This is a genomic window from Arcticibacterium sp. GJ41-1 (genome assembly GCF_055808875.1).
This window is the reverse complement of sequence record NZ_CM147888.1, coordinates 4,157,366-4,182,269: the sequence shown is the minus strand read 5'-3', so window position 1 is coordinate 4,182,269 and position 24,904 is coordinate 4,157,366. Positions and strand designations below refer to the sequence as shown.

Annotated in this window: 27 protein-coding genes; 19 read left to right on the top strand and 8 right to left on the bottom strand. The window is 36.6% G+C overall.

Annotated elements, in window-relative coordinates; translation table 11 throughout:
* Positions 1–212: 212 nt before the first annotated feature.
* The 10 genes from AC0L6O_RS17215 (at position 213) to AC0L6O_RS17170 (ending at position 10,114) form a co-directional block, all read left to right on the top strand.
* Positions 213–1,325: a Fic family protein gene (locus tag AC0L6O_RS17215; protein WP_473304100.1), complete on the top strand. Its 1,113-nt coding sequence runs from the start codon at positions 213–215 to the stop codon at positions 1,323–1,325.
* Positions 1,326–1,535: 210 nt separating this feature from the next.
* Positions 1,536–2,951, top strand: coding sequence for an AAA family ATPase (locus tag AC0L6O_RS17210; RefSeq protein ID WP_473304098.1), 1,416 nt, complete (start codon positions 1,536–1,538; stop codon positions 2,949–2,951).
* A complete protein-coding gene (locus tag AC0L6O_RS17205) occupies positions 2,944–3,561 on the top strand; it encodes an HNH endonuclease (protein WP_473304096.1) in 618 nt (205 codons plus the stop codon). The genes AC0L6O_RS17210 and AC0L6O_RS17205 overlap by 8 nt, the downstream gene beginning before the upstream one ends.
* Before the next feature lie 379 nt (positions 3,562–3,940).
* Entirely contained in the window at positions 3,941–4,795 is an 855-nt protein-coding gene (locus AC0L6O_RS17200; RefSeq protein WP_473304095.1) for a DUF547 domain-containing protein, read from the top strand.
* 175 nt (positions 4,796–4,970) lie between these two features.
* Positions 4,971–5,762 (top strand): MlaE family ABC transporter permease, encoded by a 792-nt coding sequence (locus AC0L6O_RS17195; protein WP_111373781.1) that lies wholly within the window; start codon positions 4,971–4,973, stop codon positions 5,760–5,762.
* A complete protein-coding gene (locus AC0L6O_RS17190) occupies positions 5,759–6,523 on the top strand; it encodes an ABC transporter ATP-binding protein (protein WP_473304093.1) in 765 nt (254 codons plus the stop codon). The genes AC0L6O_RS17195 and AC0L6O_RS17190 overlap by 4 nt, the downstream gene beginning before the upstream one ends.
* Positions 6,524–6,533: 10 nt before the next feature.
* Complete coding sequence (locus AC0L6O_RS17185) at positions 6,534–7,565, top strand: MlaD family protein (RefSeq protein ID WP_473304092.1); 1,032 nt, start codon at positions 6,534–6,536, stop codon at positions 7,563–7,565.
* Positions 7,566–7,597: 32 nt separating this feature from the next.
* Positions 7,598–8,386, top strand: a complete 789-nt coding sequence (locus tag AC0L6O_RS17180) for a glucose 1-dehydrogenase (protein WP_473304090.1) — start codon at positions 7,598–7,600, stop codon at positions 8,384–8,386.
* A gap of 432 nt (positions 8,387–8,818) precedes the next feature.
* Positions 8,819–9,403, top strand: coding sequence for a hypothetical protein (locus AC0L6O_RS17175; protein WP_473304088.1), 585 nt, complete (start codon positions 8,819–8,821; stop codon positions 9,401–9,403).
* 120 nt (positions 9,404–9,523) lie between these two features.
* Positions 9,524–10,114 carry a hypothetical protein gene (locus AC0L6O_RS17170; protein ID WP_473304086.1) on the top strand — a complete coding sequence of 197 codons (591 nt, stop codon included), beginning with the start codon at positions 9,524–9,526 and terminating at the stop codon, positions 10,112–10,114.
* 7 nt (positions 10,115–10,121) lie between these two features.
* Here the strand turns inward: AC0L6O_RS17170 and AC0L6O_RS17165 are convergent, their stop codons facing one another.
* On the bottom strand, positions 10,122–11,249 hold the full coding sequence (locus AC0L6O_RS17165; protein ID WP_473304084.1) for an endo-1,4-beta-xylanase: 1,128 nt from the start codon (positions 11,247–11,249) through the stop codon (positions 10,122–10,124).
* Between the two features lie 163 nt (positions 11,250–11,412).
* Between AC0L6O_RS17165 and AC0L6O_RS17160 the strand changes: the two genes are divergently transcribed.
* The gene (locus tag AC0L6O_RS17160) at positions 11,413–11,790 is read left to right on the top strand and encodes a DUF3703 domain-containing protein (RefSeq protein ID WP_473304083.1); all 378 of its coding nucleotides are present in this window, start codon (positions 11,413–11,415) and stop codon (positions 11,788–11,790) included.
* A gap of 58 nt (positions 11,791–11,848) precedes the next feature.
* On the opposite strand, the gene AC0L6O_RS17155 is transcribed toward AC0L6O_RS17160, so the two are convergent.
* The 6 genes from AC0L6O_RS17155 to AC0L6O_RS17130 form a co-directional block, all read right to left on the bottom strand.
* A complete protein-coding gene (locus AC0L6O_RS17155) occupies positions 11,849–12,202 on the bottom strand; it encodes a YMGG-like glycine zipper-containing protein (RefSeq protein WP_473304082.1) in 354 nt (117 codons plus the stop codon).
* Positions 12,203–12,303: 101 nt separating this feature from the next.
* Positions 12,304–13,302 carry a prolyl oligopeptidase family serine peptidase gene (locus AC0L6O_RS17150; RefSeq protein ID WP_473304081.1) on the bottom strand — a complete coding sequence of 333 codons (999 nt, stop codon included), beginning with the start codon at positions 13,300–13,302 and terminating at the stop codon, positions 12,304–12,306.
* 178 nt (positions 13,303–13,480) lie between these two features.
* Positions 13,481–13,657, bottom strand: coding sequence for a DUF1328 family protein (locus AC0L6O_RS17145; RefSeq protein ID WP_341225789.1), 177 nt, complete (start codon positions 13,655–13,657; stop codon positions 13,481–13,483).
* Positions 13,658–13,704: 47 nt separating this feature from the next.
* The gene (locus tag AC0L6O_RS17140; RefSeq protein WP_473304080.1) at positions 13,705–14,184 is read right to left on the bottom strand and encodes a Dps family protein; all 480 of its coding nucleotides are present in this window, start codon (positions 14,182–14,184) and stop codon (positions 13,705–13,707) included.
* A gap of 51 nt (positions 14,185–14,235) precedes the next feature.
* Positions 14,236–14,850, bottom strand: a complete 615-nt coding sequence (locus AC0L6O_RS17135) for a porin family protein (protein WP_473304078.1) — start codon at positions 14,848–14,850, stop codon at positions 14,236–14,238.
* Between the two features lie 34 nt (positions 14,851–14,884).
* Positions 14,885–15,589 (bottom strand): YiaD family glycine zipper/OmpA-like lipoprotein, encoded by a 705-nt coding sequence (locus AC0L6O_RS17130; protein WP_473304077.1) that lies wholly within the window; start codon positions 15,587–15,589, stop codon positions 14,885–14,887.
* A gap of 270 nt (positions 15,590–15,859) precedes the next feature.
* On the opposite strand from AC0L6O_RS17130, the gene AC0L6O_RS17125 reads away from it, so the two are divergent.
* The 4 genes from AC0L6O_RS17125 (at position 15,860) to AC0L6O_RS17110 (ending at position 17,375) form a co-directional block, all read left to right on the top strand.
* The gene (locus AC0L6O_RS17125; protein ID WP_473304076.1) at positions 15,860–16,036 is read left to right on the top strand and encodes a hypothetical protein; all 177 of its coding nucleotides are present in this window, start codon (positions 15,860–15,862) and stop codon (positions 16,034–16,036) included.
* Between the two features lie 138 nt (positions 16,037–16,174).
* On the top strand, positions 16,175–16,462 hold the full coding sequence (locus AC0L6O_RS17120) for a YtxH domain-containing protein (RefSeq protein WP_473304074.1): 288 nt from the start codon (positions 16,175–16,177) through the stop codon (positions 16,460–16,462).
* A 90-nt stretch (positions 16,463–16,552) separates the two neighbouring features.
* Positions 16,553–16,897: a phage holin family protein gene (locus tag AC0L6O_RS17115; protein WP_473304072.1), complete on the top strand. Its 345-nt coding sequence runs from the start codon at positions 16,553–16,555 to the stop codon at positions 16,895–16,897.
* The gene (locus AC0L6O_RS17110; RefSeq protein ID WP_473304071.1) at positions 16,881–17,375 is read left to right on the top strand and encodes a hypothetical protein; all 495 of its coding nucleotides are present in this window, start codon (positions 16,881–16,883) and stop codon (positions 17,373–17,375) included. Before AC0L6O_RS17115 ends, AC0L6O_RS17110 begins: the two co-directional genes overlap by 17 nt.
* On the opposite strand, the gene AC0L6O_RS17105 is transcribed toward AC0L6O_RS17110, so the two are convergent.
* Complete coding sequence (locus tag AC0L6O_RS17105) at positions 17,372–18,664, bottom strand: CHASE3 domain-containing protein (RefSeq protein ID WP_473308546.1); 1,293 nt, start codon at positions 18,662–18,664, stop codon at positions 17,372–17,374. The genes AC0L6O_RS17110 and AC0L6O_RS17105 overlap by 4 nt on opposite strands.
* A 294-nt stretch (positions 18,665–18,958) precedes the next feature.
* Between AC0L6O_RS17105 and rpoN the strand changes: the two genes are divergently transcribed.
* From rpoN to AC0L6O_RS17085, 4 genes are all read left to right on the top strand, one after another.
* Positions 18,959–20,410 carry an RNA polymerase factor sigma-54 gene (gene rpoN, locus AC0L6O_RS17100; RefSeq protein ID WP_473304070.1) on the top strand — a complete coding sequence of 484 codons (1,452 nt, stop codon included), beginning with the start codon at positions 18,959–18,961 and terminating at the stop codon, positions 20,408–20,410.
* A 99-nt stretch (positions 20,411–20,509) separates the two neighbouring features.
* Positions 20,510–22,009 carry a sigma-54-dependent transcriptional regulator gene (locus AC0L6O_RS17095; protein WP_473304068.1) on the top strand — a complete coding sequence of 500 codons (1,500 nt, stop codon included), beginning with the start codon at positions 20,510–20,512 and terminating at the stop codon, positions 22,007–22,009.
* Between the two features lie 29 nt (positions 22,010–22,038).
* Positions 22,039–23,484, top strand: a complete 1,446-nt coding sequence (locus AC0L6O_RS17090) for a sensor histidine kinase (protein ID WP_473304066.1) — start codon at positions 22,039–22,041, stop codon at positions 23,482–23,484.
* Between the two features lie 6 nt (positions 23,485–23,490).
* Positions 23,491–24,903: an ATP-binding response regulator gene (locus AC0L6O_RS17085; RefSeq protein ID WP_473304065.1), complete on the top strand. Its 1,413-nt coding sequence runs from the start codon at positions 23,491–23,493 to the stop codon at positions 24,901–24,903.
* Position 24,904 lies beyond the last annotated feature (1 nt).

The following is a 24,904-nucleotide window of genomic DNA, read 5'->3' as shown; positions in this document are numbered from 1 at the left end:
TTTCTGGCCATAGCAAAAAATGGATTATTCACCTCAGTAACGATTTACTAATTCAGTTAGATTCTAGCTTTATCGATAATTCAAGAGACAAAGTATTTTGTTTACCGTTTTCGAGTATCAAAATGTTTTGAGTACGGTTTTGTCGACAATTCGATAGACAAATCCATTTGTTCTTCAATATTTTATATATTTGAGAGACAAAACATCAAGGGATGGATTTTAATAATACCGATGCTGTCAATTATCATTATGATAAGTTTCCGCCTCAAAACATAAATTATAGTGACTTTATTACGGAAATAATAAATGCGACTGATGCTTTAGCAAGGTTTGACCAAATGCTGAAAAATCTACATAATAATGAAATATTATTAGCTCCATTGAGAAATCAAGAAGCTGTGATTTCGTCAAGAATTGAAGGTACCATTAGTACAATGGATGAGATTCTTGAATACGAAGCATCTAATGATGGTGACAATTCAGGTGTAAGGTCTGATGTAATTGAAACTATACTATACCAAAGAGCATTAAAAAATGCTCAAGGTGCTCTAGAAGATGGTTATTCGCTATCAATAAGTTTTATAAAGCAAATGCATCAACAACTTTTGTGTCTAGGACGAGGTGCAGCCAAAGCTCCCGGAGAGTTTAAAACAGAGCAGAATTATTTAGCAGATAAGATTAACAGAAAAATTCAATTTATCCCAATTAGTCCTGAAAAACTGAATGATGGCTTAGAAAGGTTATTTCAATATTTGTCAGAGAGTAATGACCCAGCATTGATTAAAACGGCATTAATGCATCTCGAGTTTGAAGCTTTGCACCCTTTTCAAGATGGAAACGGGAGAATAGGAAGAATGCTAATTACCTTGTTCCTCTGGAAAGAAGGTATATTATCACAGCCTCATTTTTATATAAGTGGTTTTTTGGAGGAGAATAAGGACTTATATATAGATACAATGAGACAGGTTTCAGAAAAAAATAACTGGGAAGATTGGATTCGATTCTTTTTGATAGCAGTAGAAAACCAAGCCATTAGACATTTGGAGATTGCAGAAAGTATAAAAACGTTATATGAACAAATGAAAAATGAGTTTACAGAACTCTTATCATCTAAATGGAGTCTAACTACACTTGACTTTGTTTTCACCACTCCCGTTTTTAGGAATAATAAGTTCATATCAACATCGGGAATACCTTCTGCAACTGCAGCCAGTATAACTAAAAAATTATTAGAGACCGGATATTTGGTTCAAAAGCAAGAACCTTCAGGTAGACGTCCAGCATTATATTCATTTGAACCCCTTATGAGAATTGTTCGAGTGTGACAATTAGGCTCAGATGCAGCGATTAAGCCCTCAGCATTCCAGCTAACATTTGCCCATCTAGGTTTTACTTAGGTGGGCTTTTTGCGTTTTTAGAGGGCGGGTTACCGAATAATCAATTTATTATTTTAAGCTGTTTTTATCCCTTAAAAACGGCTAATTTGCGTGTGTACTAATGTTAGGCAACATTAAAAAACAAACTCAGGAAAAACAATGAGCGGATTTAGACTTTATAGCTTAGGTATTGAAAACAAGCTGATTGAAACTGAGAAAATCAATCTAACAAATCAACAGTCGATTAATTCAGATAACTATTTCACTTTACTAATCGGAAATAATGGAACTGGGAAAAGTCGTATTTTAAGTGAAATTGCTAGATATTTCACAAAAGAAACACGTAGTCAAAAACAGGCTCATTTATTCAGAGAATCATATTTTGAATACAATAAATTACCATCAAAAATTATAGCATTAACAAACAGCATATCTGACAAATTTCCGGTTGACAAAAGTTTTAGGCCAACCCGTGATTCACAAACAGACTTAAAACATAGAGATTTCAAATATAATTATTTAGGAACCAGAAATAGAATTAATAGTTTTTCGAATAAAGCTTTAATGAATAGAGCATTAGAAATTGTTTTTGAAAGCTATTCAGAGTTTGATGTTTCGCGAAATTATCGTCACATCTTTGATTATTTAAATTATGAACCGATTATAAAGCTTAATTATAGGTTTACAAGTTCTTTTTTCGAAAACCATAGAGGTAATTTAACACCTAAAATACTTATTACTAATATTGAAGAGATTAATATAAATAGATTTTCATTTAGAAGTGAAAATGTAGCAAATGTAGTCAAAGAAAGAGCTGAAGACATTTGCGATTTCGTAAATAATAGAATCGACTTTAATGAGAAAGAAAACGAGTTGACAATAAATTTCTCAGAAAAAAATATAACTAGAATATATAATGACAACTCAATTTATAGTGATAATGTTTATGCGTATGACATTTTAAACATTCTTAGAAAAATTGGTTTAATTAGAAGTTTTGAAATTCAAGTATTTAAAAAGGGAGGAATGCCTTTTAATTTTAGAGAAGCAAGTTCTGGAGAGGCTAGCATTCTTTCAACTTTACTTTCTTTAATTCCTTTATTAAAAAATGATAGCCTAATATTAATAGATGAGCCGGAAATTAGTCTTCATCCACTATGGCAATCAAGATACATAGATTTGATAAACAAAATTTTGCAAAATGTCAATGGTTGTCATATTATAATTGCTTCACATTCACCTTTTTTGGCGTCTGATTTAAATCCCATTAATTCTAGCGTCATTTCTTTAAAAAACAAAAAAGGTTATATAGTTTCTGAAATGATTTCAAAGTCTACTTATGGGTGGTCATCAGAAGATATATTGCTTAATGTATTTGAAATGCCTTCAACTAGAAATCTTGATTTATATGAAAATGTTTCAAAAGCACTTGCCTTATTAGCAAACGAAAAAAGGTCAAATATAGAACTAATAAAAATCCAAAGTAGATTAAGAGAATTTTACCCATCAATACGTGATGAAGACCCTATGAAATCCGTTATAAAAGCCATATTTGAAGCTAATTCTAATGAGTAATAGGATTTTAGTTCCATATAGCCTTTCCGCAGGAGAATCAACAGTTATAGCTAACAACTTCAATACACATACGGATTGGAGTAAAGGAGTGTTTGATTTAATTAAACTGAATATCATTGCTCATTTAAGAATTCAACAGAATAATACTTGTTGTTATTGTAAGTACCAATTAGGTTTCGATATAAAACAAGTGGATATTGAACATATTGTTCCGAAGTCTGAATATGAACATTTTACTTTTGAGACTAGGAATTTAGCATTAAGTTGTCCCGCTTGTAATACTAAAAAAAGCACCAAACCTGTTTTAAAAAATGTTGTAGCAAATTATCCGACTAATGGAACAAACGTTATTATAATTCACGCTCATTATGACGATTATTCAAATCATATTGATATAATTAATAATTGTGTTTTTGTTGCAAAATCTACGAAAGGAAGTGAGACAATTACTTTCTGTGAACTCTTTAGGCTAAGTACTGTAGAACAAAGAGCCAAAGCATATAAAAAAATAAGCCCTAGCGTAATGCAGCAATTAGTTGCTGATTTAAAAAATGGAAATCAACAAGATAAAGAAGACCTTATTAAAACAATAAAAGAAGCAATACGTTAAAAAACGTTGCCTAACAATTAGGCTCGAATGCAGCGATTAAGGCTTCGGTTCATTTGAGCCTCTGTAGAGCTTAGGCACCCCGCTCCGCAAGATCTTTTTGACCTCGCGGAATACAGCTTTCGGTCTTCAAACCGATGCCATTATTACAAAATAAGCATACTGACTATGTGGTAATTGCATATAGTTAAAATGAAATCCTAGCTTCTTCTAAAAGTCAAGCCTCCTTCATAAGTATTCATCTAAAAACCAGTCATCTATATACGTTAAAGGTGAGCCTAAAATACCTTTTTGGGTAATAGGGGTGTGTTTTCTACAGGAATAAGAATTTAAGCTGTAGTACTGAATGTCAATTGGGCATTTGGAATTAAAAACACTAAGAATGAAAAAGATACTTATAATGATAGCTCTTACCACAGCAGGTATGGCTTGTCAAAACGCAGAGTCAGAACAAGAAACAGCCACACAAGAAGCCAGCACGAGCTCAGAAGAAACTCCTGCCGCCACGGAAGAATCAAAAAATGTAGATAGAAAGGAAAAAGACAAAGGCAAGCAGGCCAATTCCTCTACCTGGGATAAACTTCTGAAAGATCACGTGAACGACAAAGGCGAGGTAGATTATAGTGGAATGATGAATGATAAGGCGGAGCTAGAAGCCTATTTGGCCGAAATATCTGAAAATGCTCCAGCCAAAAACTGGTCTGATGATGAGAAAATGGCTTACTGGATAAACGCCTATAATGCCTTTACGGTAAAATTGATTTTAGATAATAAAGGTGTTTCCAGCATTAAAGACATTGGCCCCAAAACGCAAATACCTTTTGTGAATACCCCCTGGGATATCAAATTCATTGAGATTGACGGTGATAAATACGATTTGAACAACATTGAACACGGTATTCTTAGAAAAGACTTTAAGAAAGACCCACGTTATCATTTTGCACTGGTATGTGCAGCAGAGTCTTGCCCAAGACTAAGAAACGAGGCTTACACCGCCAAAAAACTAGATAAACAGCTGGACGAAGAAGGTGAAGCGTTTCTAAACAATAAGGCCAAAAACAAAATCAGTGAAGATGGTGTGGCCATTAGTCCGTTATTCAAATGGTATAAAAAAGATTTTGAAAGAAAGATGCCAATAGCCGAGTGGGTTAATAAATATTCTGACGTGAAAATAGACAAAAAGCAAGACGACTTTAGCTATATGGACTATAGCTGGAAACTAAACGGTACGTTTTAAGAATTTTTTCGCGTTTTAGTTTAGCCCGAGCCGTCTACGGATATTCTGTAGGCGGCTTTTTTGCATACTTGTCCGTATCTTTGTGTGTAGATTTATATCTACACTTTATGACACGGTACGAACTTTTAATAAACCTTGTACGTGTATATATATTCTATAAGACGCAAAAACAAAAATGAGTAAATCTAAACCTAAAAAGGAAATCTTTTTATCCAGGAAATTAGACAAATGGCTCTCTGAGTTTAAAAGTGGATTTGATTTCATTTTTAGATTTTTTAAAGAGCTGGGTACAGGCAGTTTAGTTTGGTCGGAGTTTATGAATCAGTGTTACCAAGTAGGTTTAAAATCGCTGCCACTTATAAGTTTGACGGGTTTTGTGACTGGCTTGGTTTTTACCCAGCAGTCTAGGCCTTCTCTTCAGGAGTTTGGTGCCACATCTTGGTTACCTAGTTTGGTGGCTATTGCCATTGTAAGGGCATTGGCTCCATTGGTTACCTCTATTATTGCCGCAGGAAAAGTAGGTTCTAATATTGGAGCGGAGCTTGGTAGTATGAAAGTAACCGAGCAAATAGACGCCATGGAGGTTTCTGCCGTAAATCCATTTAGTTTTTTAGTAGTTACTAGGGTTTTGGCCACCACGGTTACCATACCTATTTTGTCGTTTTACACCGCAGCGGTGGCTCTTTTGGGTTCCTTTATTAATGTGACATTAAATGAGCAAACCAACTTTACAGCCTATCTACTAGCAGCTTTTGATAGCATAGTTTTCTTAGATATTATCTCGGCCTTAATTAAAGCCATTCTTTTTGGTTTTACTATTGGTATGGTGAGTTGTTATAGTGGTTTTAATGCCGAAAAAGGTACACTAGGCGTAGGGAAGGCAGCTAATACCGCAGTAGTAAGGTCTATTTTCTTGATTTTTATTATTGAAATTTTTGTGGTTCAAGTAACAAATTCGCTAAGATGAGAAACGAAGTAATATCAATAAATGGGCTTTATAAATCCTTTGGCGATTTGAAAGTGCTGGAGAATGCAAAACTCAGTTTGACCAATGGTGAAAATCTAGTGGTTTTGGGTAAGTCTGGTTCTGGAAAATCTGTTTTGATAAAGATTATAGCTGGTTTGATAAAGCCAGATGCTGGCGATGTGAATGTACTGGGTTATGACATGACCAACATTACAAAAGCAGAATTGCTGGAGCTTCGTTTGAAAATAGGTTTTTGTTTTCAGCACTCCGCATTGTACGACAGTATGAGCATCAAAGAAAATATAGAGTTTCCGCTCAAATATGCACTAAGAACTATTTCTCAATCAGAAATTAACAAAAGAGTAGACAGAGTACTGGAAGCGGTAGGGTTGGAGCAAACCAAAAATCAAATGCCATCGGAGCTTTCTGGCGGTCAAAAAAAGAGAATTGGTATAGCCAGAACCATCGTGATGAATCCTGAAGTGATTCTTTATGATGAACCTACGGCAGGGCTTGACCCCATTACCTGTGTAGAAATTAACGACCTCATGAATCAGGTCAAAGAAGAATATAAATCTAGCTCTATCATTATTACGCATGACCTTACCTGTGCCAAACAAACAGCAGATACGGTAACCGTTTTATTGGATGGAAAATTTGACCGAACAGGAGATTTTGAAGATATTTTTAATACAAAAGCGAAAGAAGAAGTTAAACAATTTTACGATTACAATTTCATTGCAAACGAAGTAATCCTTTAATAAAAGAAGAATGGAGACGACTAAGAGAAATGCGAAAGTGGGCCTTTTTATGCTGATAGGGCTAATTATTTTTGCCGGTGTGGTAATGCTTATCAGTAATATGAGAAAGGTATTTGTTCAGAAAATAGATGCTGTGGCGGTTTTTGAAGATGTGGCTGGGCTAAACAAAGGAAACAATGTGATGTTTTCCGGGGTAAAAGTAGGAACAGTGGCCGGTCTAGAGTTTATCCCAGGAAAAGGGGTGGAGGTTGATTTTGAAATAGAAGAGAAGTCTCGACAGTTTATTTTTAAAGATGCCGATGTCAAAATTAGCACAGATGGTTTAATAGGGAATCCTATTTTAGTGATTGCCGGAGGCGATGTGAAATCAGGAGCTATAGAGAGCGGTCACCGCTTCAAAGTGAGTAAAGAAGACTCGCAAGAAGACATGATTAAAACGCTTCAAGAAAACAACAAGAACATTCTGGCCATTACAGAAGATTTGAAAGGCATTATGGGAAGCATTTCAAAAGGAGAAGGCTCCATAGGGAAACTTTTAAAAGACGATGAGCTTTATGATAATGTAAACCAAACGGTGGCAAAACTAGAAGCCATGGCCACATCTGCTCAGGGTGTTGCTACTAATCTTAATAAGTTTTCTGCTGACCTTAGTAATCCTGAGGCATTACCATATCAGTTAACGCATAACACCACCATTATGCCTGCTTTAGAAACTACCACGGGTAATTTGATGGAAGGCACTAAGGCATTGAAGTCTACCATGACTGAGGCTAGCCTGATGATGACAGATGTAAGAAAAGATGTAGGTCAAATCACAGATAATATTACCAATAATAAGACCAGCACATTAGGAGTTTTATTAAACGATAAAGCTACTGGCGATAATGTGAAAGAGACTTTGGATAACTTATCCTCAGGAACAGAAAAGCTAGACGAAAACTTAGAAGCATTAAAGAGTAATATATTTTTCAGGAGATATTACAAAAAGAAAGCGAAGGCAGAAGCCAAGGCTAAAGAGGCTCAGCTAGAAGAAGGAAAGTAGTATCTTAATTTCAATTTTAAACTAAAAGTAAGATGACACTAAAAGGTAAAACGGCGATTGTAACAGGCAGTAGCAGCGGAATTGGAAAAGCCATAGCTTTAGAAATGGCAAGAAAAGGAGCGAACGTAATAGTGAATTATCGTTCTTCGGAAGAAGAAGCTTTAGAGGTTTTAGAAGAAATAAAGGTTTTGACAGACGGTTTGGCTATAAAAGCCAATGTGTCAAACGAAGAGGAGATGAAAGCCCTTTTTGAAGAAACTGTTAAGAAGTTTGGCCGAGTAGATATTGTGGTGGCTAATGCTGGATTGCAGGTAGATTCTCCTTTTTTGGAAATGGATTTAAAGCAGTGGCAAACAGTGATAGATGTAAACCTAACCGGTCAATTTATTGCTATGAATTTGGCTGCACGCCAGTTTATGAAGCAAGAGCATAAAATGGGTGAGGCCAGAGGTAATATCATTTGCATGAGTTCTGTGCATGATATGATTCCATGGGCTGGGCATGTAAACTATGCAGCATCAAAAGGTGGTGTATCTATGCTCATGAAATCTGTAGCTCAGGAACTTGCCCCAAAAGGAATTAGAGTCAATGCTATTTCGCCAGGTGCAATAAAAACAAGTATCAACGAGGAAGCATGGTCAAACCCAGCAAATCTAAAGGAGTTAAACAAACTTATACCGTATAAGCGAATAGGGCAGCCAATAGATGTGGCTAAAGCCGCAGTGTGGCTTGCGAGTGTGGAGAGTGATTATGTGGTGGGAGAGACGCTTTATGTGGATGGAGGCATGATGCTTTATCCAGAGTTTTCTGACAACGGATAATTTAGCGAAATAAGAATGTGAGATGAGCGTGCCGGCATATTGCCAGCACGCTTTTTTTTATGGCTAAAAGTTGTGCTTAAATAAAGTAGTCGGAATAAGCCGATTCTTGCTTTTTTGTATTGTTTGTCTTTTTGCTTTTCGTGTTTAAAGCCAGAATGGTGAAACCTAAGAAGCCAATTGTCATTAAGTATTTCATGTCTTTGTGTTTTTATAAAAGACCCTATTAAAAAAGTGTTCCACATTTATTTTTATAGGAGGGTTTGAGAAGCTCCATAGGAGCGAAACATTGGTAAAAAACGATGCGAAGCCACCCTAGATTAATTTGTTTGGCGGGATTTTGGCCGCTTAAAGCCAAAATCATGACAAACGATTCTTTCCATTCAAACTCTATGGAACGCTCTTTTTAGTTATAACACTAAAAACTATACAATTATGAAAAATACAATAAAAACTCTTGGACTTGCCATTTTGATGGCTACAGCACCACTTTCACTGGTTATGGCACATTCTTATGAGCCAGATACTTCCGCTAATGTACCAGAGAAGGTAGCATTTGTAACAGTGAATAATGCCTACGAGGTAGGGGATATTGACCAAGCAAATACCGATATGCAATTACTAAAAAGTAAGCAAGCAGAATTGAACGAGCTTTTGATGGGAATGGGGAGTGTACATATGGGGAAAAAAGGTCTCATTATTTCCTTTAATGAGGGAGAGGTTTTGGGCTTAAATACTGATGATAAGGTGCAAAAGAACTCTGCCGAGTATAAGAAGCTGGTGAAGGCTTTAGATACTTTTGATTATGGTACAGTAATTATTGCTGGTAAAACTGCGGGTGTTACTTCTAAAAACAGGGCTCATGAAAGAGCAGTAGATGTGGCAGAAGTAGTAAGTCAAAAAAGAGATTTAGAAGGCAGAATTTTAGTGGACCCAATGGGGGTAAGTTTCACTTCCGAAAAATACATTCCTGAAACTAAAAACACGGTGGCTTTCTTACTGATTCCACCTAGAATATAAACCCAAAACGTGAAGTTTAGGCCGTAGGCATTATATGTCTGCGGCTTTTTTTATGGTAAAGTAGGAGTGTAATGCCTTACTTTTGTGAAATTTCAATTGGGTCAATAAATCACAAACATTATGAGCATAAGGAAAATACATTACTATTCAGGACTTACGCTCACTTTGTTTATCGGTTTTCATTTGTTGAATCACTTGGTGAGCATTTTTGGTGTTCAGTACCATCTTGATTTGATGAACAGTTTTAGAGTGGTTTACAGAAACATCTTGGTAGAAATTGTTCTTTTGGCTGCCGTATTGGTTCAGATACTCTCTGGTTTAAAGTTGGCTTTTTCTAAGAAGAAAACAATGGCCTCGTTTTATGAGAAAGTGCAGGTTTATTCAGGCCTTTATCTAGCCTTTTTCCTAGTTATTCATGTAAGTGCAGTGCTTTTCGGGCGGCTTGTTTTAGAGGTAGACACCAACTTCTATTTTGGCGTAGCCGGCTTAAATGCTTTTCCGCTTAGTTTGTTTTTTGTGCCGTATTATAGTTTGGGAATCATGAGTTTCTTTGGGCATATAGCTGCAATTCATGCTCAAAAAATGGATAAAACTATTTTAGGACTGAGCCCGAAGGCTCAGTCTAATTTGATTCTGCTGAAAGGAGCTATACTTACACTCCTAATTTTATATGGCTCCACCAATGGATTTACGGGCGTAGATTTCCCTTAAGAGAACATTAGTTTTTTAAAGCCATAATGGCTTCAAAAGCTTTTTTCTTCTTATTATCTCGGTCAAAAAGTAACGGATAGTTGGTTCTTCCGTTTACTGGGAAATTGTTTTTCCATGACTCACCGTCATTCACACCCCAAAAAGTTACACGGTCTATTTTGTCTTTATGCTTTAAGAAAAGAGCAAAAAGGTCGGCATAGCGTTTGGCTTGTTTTTCGGCAATATCATCTGGCAATCCATCTACATAAGGATTGTATTCTGCTTTTAGCTCAGCACTCTGGCTAATATCGGCACCACTAACACCATCCGGATTAGGAAGTACATCAATGTCTAATTCTGTTATAGCTACTTTCAGGCCTAAAGCAGCATATTGCTCTATGCTAGTTTCTATTTCCTGAATGCTCGGATATTCTAAACCCCAATGCCCTTGCATACCAATTCCGTCAATTTTAGCACCACTTGCCTGAATCTTCTTGACCATTTTAATGACGCCAGCCCTTTTTTGAGCTCCAGTCATGCTGTAATCGTTATAGTATAAAAATGCATTTGGGTCTACGTCGGCGGCTGTTTTAAAAGCAAAACTTAGGTAATCTTCGCCCATGGTATTTAAGAAAACAGACTTTCTTAAGCTGCCATCACCTTCTACGGCTTCATTTACCACATCCCAGCTGTAAACTTTGCCACTATACCTTCCTGCTACAGCCTCTATATGAGCTTTTAAGGCATTCGCCATCTTGGTAGAGTCCGTTATGTCATTTATGAAAGAAGAAAGCTGGCTATGCCATACCAAAGTGTGGCCATGAAAAGCCATGTCATGCTTTGCTGCCAAAGCAGCTAGTTTATCAGGGATATCAAAATTAAAGACATCTTCAGAAGGGTGTATTTGACTAGACTTCATCACGTTTTCTGCAGTAACGCTGTTAAACTGTGAAGCTATCAGAGCTGCCTGCTCGGTATTACTTTCCGAAATTTGACGCGAATTTAAAGCCGCACCAATGTAGAAGTCATTTTTGTAGGCCTCTCGCAGTGTTCCTAATTGATTCTCAGGATTTTCTCCCGGTCCTTTTTTAGGCTCTTCGGTAGACGCACAAGCTACCATTAGAGTAGCCGCTAGTAATAGTAAGTTTAATTTCATTTTAGGTAGAATTTTTTATAAGGCTCGAAGATAGAAATGATTTTTTATGGCTCCCTATTTTTATGAATTATTGCTTTGAAGAGCGTATCAATTATTCAAATTAGTAGACTAAGGCTAAACTATTTTGTAGACTTACTTATCTTAGCAGAAGAAAGAAACCTTTATGAAATTATACATGTCAATCCCAAAAACATTAGCTCCATTTTTTGAAGCAGAATTAGACCTTTATAATAAGGCTTATGCTTCGGGAGGTTTGACAAAAGCTTGGCATCATTTAGAAAGAGCCCATATTATTGGCCAGCGATATCCTTATGCTCATAGCCTTGTGCACTGGAAAATGCTTCAGTTTGGGTTCAAAATTAAGAGCCCAAAAGAAGTTTTGGGTCAATTGCCAAGATTGTTGGTGGGTGGCGTGAAATCATTTGTGGGGAAAGTGCCTGTGGGTAACCCTGGCGGGTCAAACGTGCCGCCGCTAAAGGTATTTCCGATTGAAGAAGATATTCAAAATATCTTTAGAAAAGCTGGGGTGGCTTTAGCTTAAACAAAAAAAAAGAAGGAGATTAATCCTTCTTTCTTCAAAGTGTAATTGCGAACGTAGCTTATTGTTTTTTAGCTTTTTGATTTTCTATAATATCACCGGTTACTGCACCAGCGGCTCCACCTATTACGCCACCTATCAAGGCTCCTTTTCCAGGTTTTTTAGAAACTACTGCACCAGTAGCGGCACCAGCACCAGCTCCTATCAGTGCTCCTTTCAGTGCACCAGACATTTTCTTTTTCTCAGCTGCTGTTTCAGGCTCACTGTAAACTTCTTGATTTGCAACCTGCGGTGCAGGGCTAGCTTCTTGAATAATTACCGTAGGGCTCTGTTTCTCGGCAGGATTGCTTGAATTACAAGACAATGCAAAGGTTGATAAAAGTGTAATTGCGACTATTTTAATTTGCTTTTTCATAATTCGTGTTATTTAATAATCTATGCTTAAAAAAGTGAGCCCTAGCTTAAAAGCATGTGAACTGTAGAAATAGGGCAGCACTTTGGGGCAAATTTCCCAGTTTATTGCTCTTTCAAAAACCTAATGGTTTCTACCACTATCCCTGGCATTTCACCATTCATGTCATGTGTTGCGTTTGGTAAGGCTTTAAAGCTGGCTTTCACATTATTTGCAATTAGCTTATTGTAAAGTCTTCTTCCTTGTTCATCCACATTTACCAAATTGTCTCTTTGCCCGTAAAATAAAATGGTCTTAGCAGACTGAGCATTGATATCAAATATAGGACTAGCTGTTTTGTATGCATTAGGATTACTATCATAAGGCACGCCAATAAATTTTTCGGTTAAGTTTCTCTCTTTATCGTCTACTATACCCTTATAAATACTCTCTTGTGTAAGGTCTGTAGGAGCGGCTACAGCGGCTACTGCTTTTATATAAGGTTTTGGGTATTTGTAACTATAGGTTAGAGCCAAGTGGCCACCAGAACTATAGCCCCATAAAACCACATCTTCACTTAAATTAAGCGATTTTTTAAGAGACTGCTGATGCTGGAAAAACATATCGAAGTCGTCCATGATTCCTTGGAAGTTAACACCATCAGATAGGGGTAATCTATGGTTAATATTAAATATGGTAATGTTCAGATTCTCTCTTTTGAATAGTTCAACTACGCTATCTAAAAATGATTTATCAAGTAAACTCCATCCGCCACCATGTACCATCACTAGCGAGACAGATTTTTTGGTAGAATCACTTATGATGGGTGTATATAGGTCATAGGCTTGGGTAGCACTTGGTCCGTAAGATTGGTCTTTTTTGACATCATAACCAGAAGGCACTGCTGCGGTTAACATGGCCGCCATACTTTGGTTTTGCTCACCTTTGTTTTGGTCGTTGTTTTCTTGGTCGTTTTCCTTTTTAACTTCGGGAGAAGGATTATCAGTGTTTGAAGATGTTTCTGTTTCTGGACTGATAATATCTGCCGTGGTTTCACAACTCATTGTGGTGAGGGTCAAAAGTAAAACTAGGTATTTTGAATATGGTAGTAATGCTTTCATCATCGTCTTTTTTTTGATTCTTGATTATGAAGTTTAAAAGCATGTTCCTTTCTGATAATAAGTGTTCTATGTAGATGTGTGTAGCGGTAATTCTACACTTTTTTGGGTATGTTGTAGCACAAAAAAAAGTGACGAATTACTCCGTCACTTAAATTTTGCTGTGCTTTTTATTTATCTAATATCAGAGTCCTCGGCCTCGACCTTTGAAGCCGCCCGTAATCAATGAGATTACAAACAAGATTAAGAAAATAAAGAAAAGGATTTTAGCGATTCCAGCCGCACCGGCTGCTATTCCACCGAAACCAAAAACGGCTGCGATTACTGCTATTATTAAGAATGATATTGTCCATCGTAACATAATTATAAATGTTTAAGTTAAAAATATGGGTGTGCCTAAGTCCCTAATTATTTAGATTTGGTCAGGTATGCTCTAAGCATCCATGAGGCTTCTTCATAGTTTCTTAAAAGTCCTACCATGAAGTCTTCTGTACCATAATCTCGGTTATCGGCAGCTAAATCTACATGGTCTCTAATCCATCGGATAATTACTTCGTAATCGTCTAATAATGTGCTTAGAATTTTGTGAGAATCATGAAAAGGCTCTTTTGTCTCTTTCAGATTTGTGAATTCTAAGAACTCACTGCAGGACCCCATTGGGTTCTTACCTATTTTTCTGATTCTTTCGGCGGTTTCGTCAATGTCTTTTTCCATGCCGACGTATAATTTCTCTAAAAACTCGTGCAATTCTAAGAAAGAGTTGCCTTCTATATTCCAGTGATAATTTCTAAGTTTTATGTAAAGAATATGCTGGTCTGCCAGGACAATATTCAGTGCATCTGAAATTTCTGTTTTGTGTTTTTTGTCTATTCCTATTAAAGCTTCCATTGTGTTGTTTTTTTTAAGTTTTAAAAATTGGTATTGCGTCTAAATTTTAATTTAGAATGCATACCCTAGGGTTAAGAACCAAAGGTTCCCTTTTCCTGCAAACTGATTTTCGGTTTGCTGATTATCGTAATCGATATTAAACACATCGTTTACGTTTCCTTCGTATCGCATATCCAGTCTGATTCTCTTAATGTCAAATCCTACTCCTAATTGATACCCAAGAATGGCTTTTCTGAATTCGTCGTCGTTGTTTTGAATTCCTAAGTTTTCAAAAAATCCGTCGTCTTTGTTTACTAAAAATGTAGCTACTGGTCCGGCTTGAACTCTTACCACATCACCCACTTTAACTCCTACCAGTACTGGTATATCGAAATACGTTTGTTTGAAAGTTCGCTCTACGCCTAAAAGACTTGTGGTGGTTCCACCTTTTTGAGAGATTATAAACTCAGGTTGTAAAAAGAATTTGTCTCCAAACCTGGTGTAAATACCGCCAGTAAATCCTGTACTTCTAGTTTCGTCTGAGTCCCAAAAGCCACCATCGCTTCCGCCTCCGTCTCCTCGTACCTGTGAGAGGTTCACACCGGCTCTGGCACCTATTTCAAACTGTGCCATACTTACCGAAGTAAAGGCCAATACTGTTACTGCTACTGCTATTAACTTTTTCATTTTTTATTGTTTTAGTTTACGTTTTGCTTTTATATTATTTGTTCATCGCCATGTTATCGGCTTCTTTCTTTGCTTCTTTTTTCAAACTGTTGTCTGCCACTATGGCCAGCTCTACTCTTCTGTTTTTCATTTGACCTATTTCTGTATCGTTGTCAAACTCTGGGTTGTCTTCGCCAAAACCCATCACTATAAATCTGTTTCTTTTTACTCCTTTCTGGCTTAAGTAACTCGCTACGGCTTGTGCTCTTTTTTCAGATAAGGCTTCATTGTAACTGTCGGTTCCTACATTATCTGTATGACCTGCCACCATGATTTCCGTGTTTTCATATTTATCTAGCGTGGCAGAAAGCTTTCTTAAGTTTTCTTTGGCCGCTGTGGATAATTGATAAGAATCAAATCCAAAAAGAATTCCGGAGCCCATGGTTACTTTAATACCTTCTTCTATTCTTTCAACTTCGGCGGCTGTTCCTAAATCTTCTTCAATTTCTTTGGCTTGCTTATCCATATACTTTCCCACTACCGCACCGGCTACACCGCCAATGGCTGAACCAACGATAGCGTAAACTGCTGGATTTTTAGATTTAGAACCAATGGCTGCTCCCGCGGCAGCTCCACCAGTGGCTCCTACCACGGCACCTTTCTGTTCTTTTGTAAGTTTCTTGAATGTGTTACAGCTCGTAGTCAAAAGCGTGAATGCCATTCCTACTGCCAGTATCGATTTTAGTTTTTGCTTTTTCATAATCTGTGTTGTTTGACCTTACTTCTTAAAAAACTCATCCATGTTGATGTGATGTTTCATTAATTAATTGATAGTAAGTTATTTGTGATTTTTTAGGGTTGAGTGTCTCACTTTTTGTGACGCTGATTTTCTACAGTTTCACACCTCATTTCAACACTTTTATGTGTAGTCCTATTTCAGCGAACTAAGACGCCCCGTGTATATTATAAAGGAGTGGGTAGGACCTTGGAACAATCCTTTAATCTTTAGGAGTAAAAAAGAACTAAAAAGATGAATAAGAGTAACACACTGTTTTTGATAGCTGGAGTTTCAGGATTTATTGCTGGGGTGCTTTTCGCACCTAATAAAGGCTCTGTGAATAGGCTGAAGGCAAAAAAAGCGGCCAACAAGATTGCGAACAAAGCTTTATATGAGATAGAGCAACTGCAATATGAGCTGGAAGATTAGTACGGCCATAGTGTATAATTAAATACTCACATGAGTAGCCAAATCTACAGTTCTCACATTTTTAAGTAGACCATGGCAATGGAATTAAGTTTTAAGTATTGAGAGTGTATTATTTATTAAACTAAAACAAAACAAATTATGAGCAGCGGGATAAAAACGATATTAGGAATAGTAGGAGCAGCAGCGGTAGGAGCAGCAGTAGGAGTAGCATATGCACCAGATAAGGGTTCTAAAACTAGAAAGAAAATGAAGCGTAAATTGGAAGATGCTTCAGAAGAGTTTCAGATTTATGCAGATAATGCGAAACAAAAAACAATGGAGACAGCGACGGAAGTTATAGATACAAGTAAGCAAAAAGTGAATACTTTGGTAGATACGGTTTCGTCAAAGATTGCTTCTAAGAAAAGCGACTTGAAGACCGCATAAGGAATTATTTTCCAGATGGAAGAAATTTTCAGGAAAGCCATCTTAAAAGGATGGCTTTCTTTATTTAAAACGCAATAAACTTTTCAAGAAATGCCTGGTTTAAAAGATAATTTAGAAGAATATATAGACCTCCAGAAAGAACGCCTGATTTTAAATGTAGCAGATAAATCTTCGGATATAGTTTCTGCAGTAGGCGTCAGACTGGCGTATATGATATGTGCACTTTTTGCAGTAGTGTTCTTAAGTGTTTCTTTGGCCATGGGGATAAATTACATGGCTAATAGCCAGTTTTTAGGGTTTATGATAGTGGCTTTTATTTACGCACTTCTTTCGTTTTTACTTTTTAAGAATGGAGAGAAATGGTTTGGTAGAATAATAGCCAGCGAGATGTTAGTCATATTTTATAAAGACGAAGACAATGAGAAAATTCAATAAATTTAAGGGGTCAAGGGCAAGAAGAACCGAGATAGAGGAGCGTATTAAAGCGGTAGAGGCGGAGCTTACTTTGACTAAGTCTGATATTTTAGGAAATCTTTTGCCGCTAAGCATTTTGAAAAAGGTGGGGAAAAATATCAAGCCTATGCCCATGAAAGTAGGGGCACAGTTATTAGCCACAAGGTTGGTTTCTAATAGTCATCCTTTGGTGAAAGTGGCAACACCATTTGTAGCGAATAGTTTATTTCAATCAGCCATGGAAACTGAGAATCAAAAAGTCATTTTGAACAAAGCACATAGCTTTTTCTCTTGGCTAGCGGCCAAAACCAAATTATCCCTTAAGGAAGAGCAAATTCTTCTTTCTGCCGAGATTAAAGACATAAGTATCTCAAAAGCTTTTCCTTTTGACAGGTCAAAGACCATTAACTTAGAAGAAGTAGAAACCTCGATTGACGCCGAAAGGGTGAGTCTTTACTAAGCTTCGATAGGGAACAAGCATATTATCTTTGTACCAACACCAGGGGTGCTTTCGGCACTAATTTCGCCAAGGTGGTTTTCCATGATTTTTCGGCAGGCATTTAGCCCAAAGCTCTTCTTAGATGAATTTTGGTGCAACTTTAAATCATTAAATAATTCGAAAATATTTTCGGCATATTTAGGGTCAAAACCATTACCATTATCAGTTATCGTAATTCTATGGAATTCGTTTTTGACAGTGTCGTAGTTTAAATCAATAGAAAGTATAGGCTCGTTTTCCTTTCTGAATTTAATAGCATTTGAAATGATATTTCTAAAAAGCATTTCCACCCTTTTTGGGTAAAGTGCTAGCTCAGGAGTTTCTTGGGCACTGTACTTGATATTCACTTCAGCTTCATTCAAGATTTTTAACTGCGAAGCTATTTTTGAGAAAATCTCTGACGGTCGCACTTTTACTAACTCATGCTCTTCTTCGTTAAGTTGTGCATGGTTCATTAATCGCTTTGCTAAATCAATAGCATTCCTAGAAGAGGCGTCAATTTTATTTAAATACTTTTCTAACTTTTCTTTATCATCATTTTTTAAAGCTTCATTAGATAAATCTGCAAAAATGCTGATTTTCCGGAGTGGCTCTTGCAAATCGTGTGATGTCACATAAGCATAATGCTCTAATTCTTCATTTGACTTAGTTACTCGCTGTACCAACCTTCTTTTATGTAAGAGTAAGTTTACTTTTTCATTTAGAACAGTTTTAAGCTTGAAATAAGTAAAAGCTATAACCGAGATAGATAGCAAAGCCACAAGTGTGAAAATTAAAGGAATTTTTTCTTCCCCATCTATTTGATTCGCCACCCTAGTTTTCATGAGCTGACTCTCAATGGCGTTCATGTTTTTAATTTCCTCAATAAACTTTTCTGAGTCATTGCTGGAAGCTATGATATGCTTTCTGATAAGTTTTGCAGAAAAGAAAGCCTTTTCCATGAGGGTGAGCTCTTGGTTTAGAGAAGCTATTCTTATGTCTAAGTTTTTTCTAAGGCTTTTAAGATTTTCTAGTTGTATAGGATTATAGGCTACTAAACTATCTAGCTCATTAGTCAGCTTATTTAACGTATTTTTTCGGTTATTATATTTAGATAAGTATGATCTATCTTCGGAAAGGAGGTAAGACCTTTGGCTAGCAAGCATAGATCTAAATTCACTTTCAATGTCCAAAATTTTATTTTGAACTTCATAACTGTGGTCTACCAGATTATTTGACCTATCATACCTGTGGTAAAAATTGTAGATCATAAAGATGCCCACCCCCAAGAATACGAAGGAAGATAAGAATAGAAAATCAATGGATCTGGATTTCATGAAGGTGTAGAAAAGGGCTGTATACTTGTAGAAATTATTATACACATTTCTACAGGTTCATTTTTTTATGTTAAGCTGGTGTAGGCAGCATATTTTTTAATTAAAAGTTAATGTGCTGATAATAAGTTGTTAAGTTTATTATCCTTTCATCAATATACTAAAGTACGATTTATGGATTGTAAATTGAATAAGTGTATATGACAATTAACCATTTAAACGCTATCACTCATGCAAGGAAACGCTCAGATACAAACTGCTAAGCAGAGTCAAAAGGTCAACACGCAGCAGATTCAGTTTCTAAACTTCTTGTTTCTTAATCAACAAGAACTGGATAGACATATCAATCAAGAAATGCTTGAAAATCCGTTTTTAGAGGTTGAAAAGGAAAGTACAATTTCTGAAGACCAAGGAGACCATAGAGAGGTAGATGATTCACTATCAGGTGAAATGAGAATGGATGAGGTTTATAGTAGAGACGACCTTGAAAATGACATGCCAAACTATAAACTGAACAGCCCATCTTCTGCAGACGGAACAGACTGGAAAGACCTTCAGATGGAGCGTTTTACTGAAACTGAAGATGTTAGAGATCTTATGGTGGATCAGCTGAAATATTTAAAGCTTTCTGAGGCAGAGTTTGAGATAGCTCATTTCTTAGTAAATTCTACCAATGAACGAGGTTTTTTAGAAGGAGACTTGTCAAGTTTGACAGATAATTTAGGTTTTGCCACTGGTCAGTTTTATGATGAGGCTGAAATAGAAAAGGTAAAGAAGATAGTTAATAACTGTGAGCCGTTGGGCTACGCATGTTTTAATATTGAAGATTATATCAGAACCTTAATAACCTTAAGCACAGAGATTGATGCTGAAATAAAAGAAGCAGCTCTTAAGATTTTTGAGAATGGTCTAGAAGAGTTTAGTCAACTTAAGGCGGGGAACTTAGCCGACAGTCATGGCATAGAGGAAGATGTGCTTGACGAAGTTTTGGAGTTTATAGCAACCATAAAACCGTATCCTACCAAAGGTTTTGGCGATAGCTGGCAGGCAGAAAATACCAACATTATTCCTGATTATCAGATTAGCTTGGTTAATGATAAACTGAAGGGAGAAATATTGAGCAGCAGTTCTTATAGCTTTAAGGTGAACGAAGATTATGCGTCTAGCATGAAAAATACTGCTAGAAACGGAACGAACAGCTATATCAGTAGCAAATTGAAATCGGCGTATTGGTTAATAGATGCTATTCAGCAGCGTGAAAATACCATGACCAAGGTGATAGAGGCTATTGTTTATTTACAAGGCAGCTATCTAATAAGTGGCGAGAATAAAGACTTAAGACCCATGATTCTTAAAGATGTGGCGGAGTATATAGATATGACTATTTCTACGGTAAGTAGAGTTACAAGTAATAAATATGCTAGAACGCCAATAGGGCTAATCAACCTTAAAGACCTGTTCACAGAGGCTATAGAATTAGATAATGGTGAAAGAAAAAGTAATAGGGAAGTGCAAGATATGGTGGTGAAACTGGTAGAAGAAGAAGATAAGTGTAAACCACTTAGTGACTTTGATTTAAGAAACGCTTTAAAGCTAGAAGGCATAAGTCTTACCCGAAGAACAATTACTAAATATAGAATGGCAGCTAACATTCCTTCTTCAAAAGAAAGAAAATTGGTTTAGATTTAAACCGTAGTGGACTAAATAACGAACCTTTAATTAGGGGAATAGCCACAAATATTTTATCTATACTCAATCCTAAATGGTAATAGCATTAAAAATATGAAGAAAATACTGGTCATTGATGACGACAAAGACGTCCGTCTTTTGTTAGATAGATTTTTAAAAAGGCAGGATTACATTGTAAGCACCGCTTCCTCGGGGAAAGAAGGCTTAGAAATGCTGTCTAAAGATGTGCCAGACCTTATTCTTACCGACTTTAAATTAGGAGATATTAATGGGGGCGACCTACTTAAAAAGGTAAAGGAAAAACATGCCTCGCTACCAGTTATTATCATTACTGGTTATTCAGATATTAAAGTAGCCATTAACGTAATGAAGAATGGTGCTTTTGATTATGTCACCAAACCACTTTTTCCAGAAGAGATTTTAAATACCATCAAAAAAGCCTTGGCTTCTGTAGATGGAGATGCTGCTGGTGATAGTGATAGCGAAGAAAGTGAGGACAGCGTAGCAGAAGCAAAGACCCCTGCTAAAGCTGCACCTAAAAAGAAGAAGAGAAAGACTGGGAATATATTTGGGACTAGCCAAGCAAGTAAAAACTTACTGAATCAAATAAGCTTGGTAGCACCTACAGACTTTAGTGTCATTATTTATGGTGAAAGTGGAGCAGGTAAAGAAGCTGTGGCTCGCGAGATTCATAATAAAAGTGAGCGTTCAGGAAAGGCTTTTATAGCCATGGACTGCGGAGCCATAAGTTCTGAATTAGCAGGCAGTGAGCTTTTTGGACACGAAAAAGGCTCTTTTACAGGTGCTATTACTCAGAAAATAGGGCATTTTGAACTAGCTAACGGAGGAACTCTTTTCTTAGATGAGGTCGCTAACCTTTCTTATGATGTGCAGGTTTCACTGCTTCGTGTAGTGCAAGAAAGAAAATTGAAACGTATAGGCGGAAATAATGAAATCTCGATTGATGTAAGAATCATAGTAGCGAGTAATGAACGCTTATTGGCAGCAGCTAAAAAAGGAAAGTTTAGAGAAGACCTTTATTACAGGTTTAATGAGTTTGAAATTAGCGTACCCGCTTTGCGTCATAGAGATAAAGACATTATGATGTTTGCAGAATACATGCTGGATGGTGTAAACGACGAGCTTAATAAAGACATCATTGGTTTTGATAATGGCGTGGTGGAAGTGTTTAAAACTTACCCATGGCATGGCAATATTCGTGAGTTAAAAAATGTGGTAAGAAGGGCAGCTTTGCTCTGTCAAGAAAATGAAATTACGGTAGAAAACCTGCCCTATGAGTTAGTCAATCATAACCACATTCATTTTGCAGACTCAGAAAACGAATTGGAAGAAGCTAGGCCAGTAGCGGCACCCGCACCAGGGCAAAGCACCAGCGAAATCATGGCGGATTTGATAAAACCTACGCATCACTCTCGTATTCCTCATGACTTAAAGGAGGCGGCTAAAGAGGCGGAGGCGGAGCTTATTGTTAGAACCTTAAAAGAGGTGAACTTTAATAAAAGTAAGGCAGCTAGGGTTCTGAAAATTGACAGAAAAACACTTTATAACAAAATAAAATATTACAATTTGTGAGCATCTTTAAGCACATACATCCCCAGGGTATGACTTTAGTGCCAAATGCTGAGATTTACGATGAGCTAAGAGAGTTTATTCTTATACTGAGTCAGAAAGAGGTACTTTATCTTAACAAAAGTATAAAATCCTATCTGGGAGCATTGACCTCAGAAGTACAGGAAAGTTTGGTAGTTAATATTGTTCGATTAAAAGTTGGTGAAGACTCTGAGCGTGACTTTTTGAAAGGCTTGCCCTTTGAAGAAGTTATGATAAGAACTATCAAGCTGACTGATGGCTCTGAGGCCGACCTTATCCTTTTAAATACTTCAAAACAGATAACTATAGATGCAGAATATTTCCATTATAAGCTTTTATTAACGGCCGAAGATGAACTAGGTTTTGGTTGCTGGAATAATAATCTGAAAGATGATATTATTTTTTGGTCAGACGGGATGGCTAGGATTTTTGGATATAAAGACGCTTCTGAAGTAAAAGGTCAAAACAATTGGGAAGGTTTTGTGGCTCATGTATCTAGAGAATATAAAGAAGCTGTAAATAGGAGGATTCAGGAAAAGATTACGAATGGAATGGATGGGGATTCCAAACAGACAGAACTAAGAATAGTTAAAATAGATGGAACCAAGCGTTTAGTTTCTTTAAAAACACATTACATAGAAAGGGGAGATGACGGCGAAGTGCTAAGTTTATATGGCACCATCAAAGACATTACCGATATAAGAAATAAAGAGAAGATTATTAAGCAGCAGCTTGCCGAGCTTAATAAGTCAAACGACGCTCTTACACAATTTGCCTACACCGCCTCTCATGATTTACAGGAGCCTCTTCGGAAAATAGAAGCATACGGAAATAGGTTGAAATCAAGTTTAGGCGACGATTTGCCAGAAAATTCAGAAAGGTATTTAAGTAAATTGATTTCTTCAACACTCAGAATGAGCAATTTGATTGAAGATATTTTAACACTTTCAAGATTAAACTCTATCAATGTAAAAGCTGAAAAAGTAAACCTTAATGAGGTTTTAGAAGGTATTTTGGCCGATTATGAGGAGTCTATTAAGGATACAAAGGCAGAGATAACTTTTGAACTGCCAACTATTTTAGGTTTGAAATCTCAGTTTCACCAACTTTTTCAAAACTTGATTGGCAATGCCATCAAATTCAAACATCCTGACAGAGTACCTAAAATTGATATTAGCTTTGCCAAAATCAAAAAGAAGGAAAAACAAAGCTTAAAGCTCGACCCCGACAAGAAATACTACTGTATAAAAGTAGCTGACAATGGAATAGGTTTTGACCAGAAATTTGAAACGAGCATATATACGCCATTCAAAAGGTTAGTGGGCAGAACGGAGTTTTCTGGTACAGGAATAGGCTTGGCCATTTCTAAAAAGGTGGTAGATAATCACAATGGTTTTATTAGAGCCGAATCTGAAGAAGGTGAAGGCACCAGTTTCTATTTATACTTCCCTATTTAAATGATAATGACTCAAATCAACCTTTTACTAGTTGAAGATGACGAGGAAGACTTCGAACTCTTTGAAGATACCTTGTTAGAGATACCCACTTATAAATTCAACATCACTTGGGCTTCTACATATAAAAAAGCATTAGAACTTATAGATTCTGGCACCTTTGATTTATTTGTGGTCGATTATCTTTTAGGGGCTTATTCTGGCTTAGAGCTGTGTGAGCAAATAAAGAAAGATGGTAATTTTTTGCCAATAATACTTTTGACAGGAAAAGGTGATACCGAGATTGACCGTAAGGCTTCTGACCTTGGGGTGAATGATTTTTTGGTGAAAAGCACCATGACTTCCACAGATTTGGAGCGAAGCATAAGGTATTCGCTAAAGCAATCTGAAATACTATCGGCTCTACGCATAAGCGAATCAAAATACAAATCGGTTTTACGTCAATCAGAAGATATTCTTTTTATCTCAGAGAAATCGGGTAAAATTTTGTCGGTGAGTAATTCGCTATATAACATAACAGGTTTTAGAGGAGCAGATTTGTCCGAAATGGGCATTTTTAATCTTATAGCTGATGCTGACGTAAGAAATTCCTTTTTAAGGAAGATTGCTGTCAAACAGAATATTGTCAAACAAAAAGTAGATATAAAATGTAAAAACGGGGAGTTGAAATCCACCATTTTTACCTGTAATTATCAAGAAGGTTTTACCGAGCCCGATTTTGTTCACGGTGTTATTATTGACAAAACAGATGAAATTAAAGCACAGAAAACGGCTTTGGTTTACGAAAAACTGGAGTCTACAGCTAGATTTATGCGAACCTTGGCTCATGAGGTAAGAAATCCACTTTCTAATATTTCGCTGGCCATAGAAGGTATGGAAGCCGAAGAAGAGGAGGTTTCTCCATATTTATCTATCATCAAAAGAAATTCTACCAGAATAGATAGTATTATAACCAAGGTGCTTAACAGTGCCCAAATAGAGGAAAAGAAATTTGTCCCGCTAGATATTATTGGGCTTGTCAGTAATGTAATTGAGACTATTCAAGACAAAGCTAAATTGAAAGGAATTGAACTTTCGGTGAACCTTCCTGTGGAGCCTTTATTAATAAATTTAAATGAAGAGCAGCTTTCTTTGGCTATTTCAAACTTACTGGTAAATGCTGTAGAGGCTATTGATAATAATGAAGACGGCCTTATCAAAGTACATTTAGAAGGAAACTCTTTGGTGATATCGGATAATGGACCAGGTATTTCGAAAGATGACCAAAGTTTGATATTTGAACCCTATTTTACGAAGAAGAATAATGGAATTGGTTTAGGCTTGGCTAGTAGTTTAAGCATCTTTAAGGCCCATAAAATTGATCTCGAACTAATTTCTGATTTAGGAACGGGAGCTACTTTTGTGCTTAAACTCCCAGTGTAGG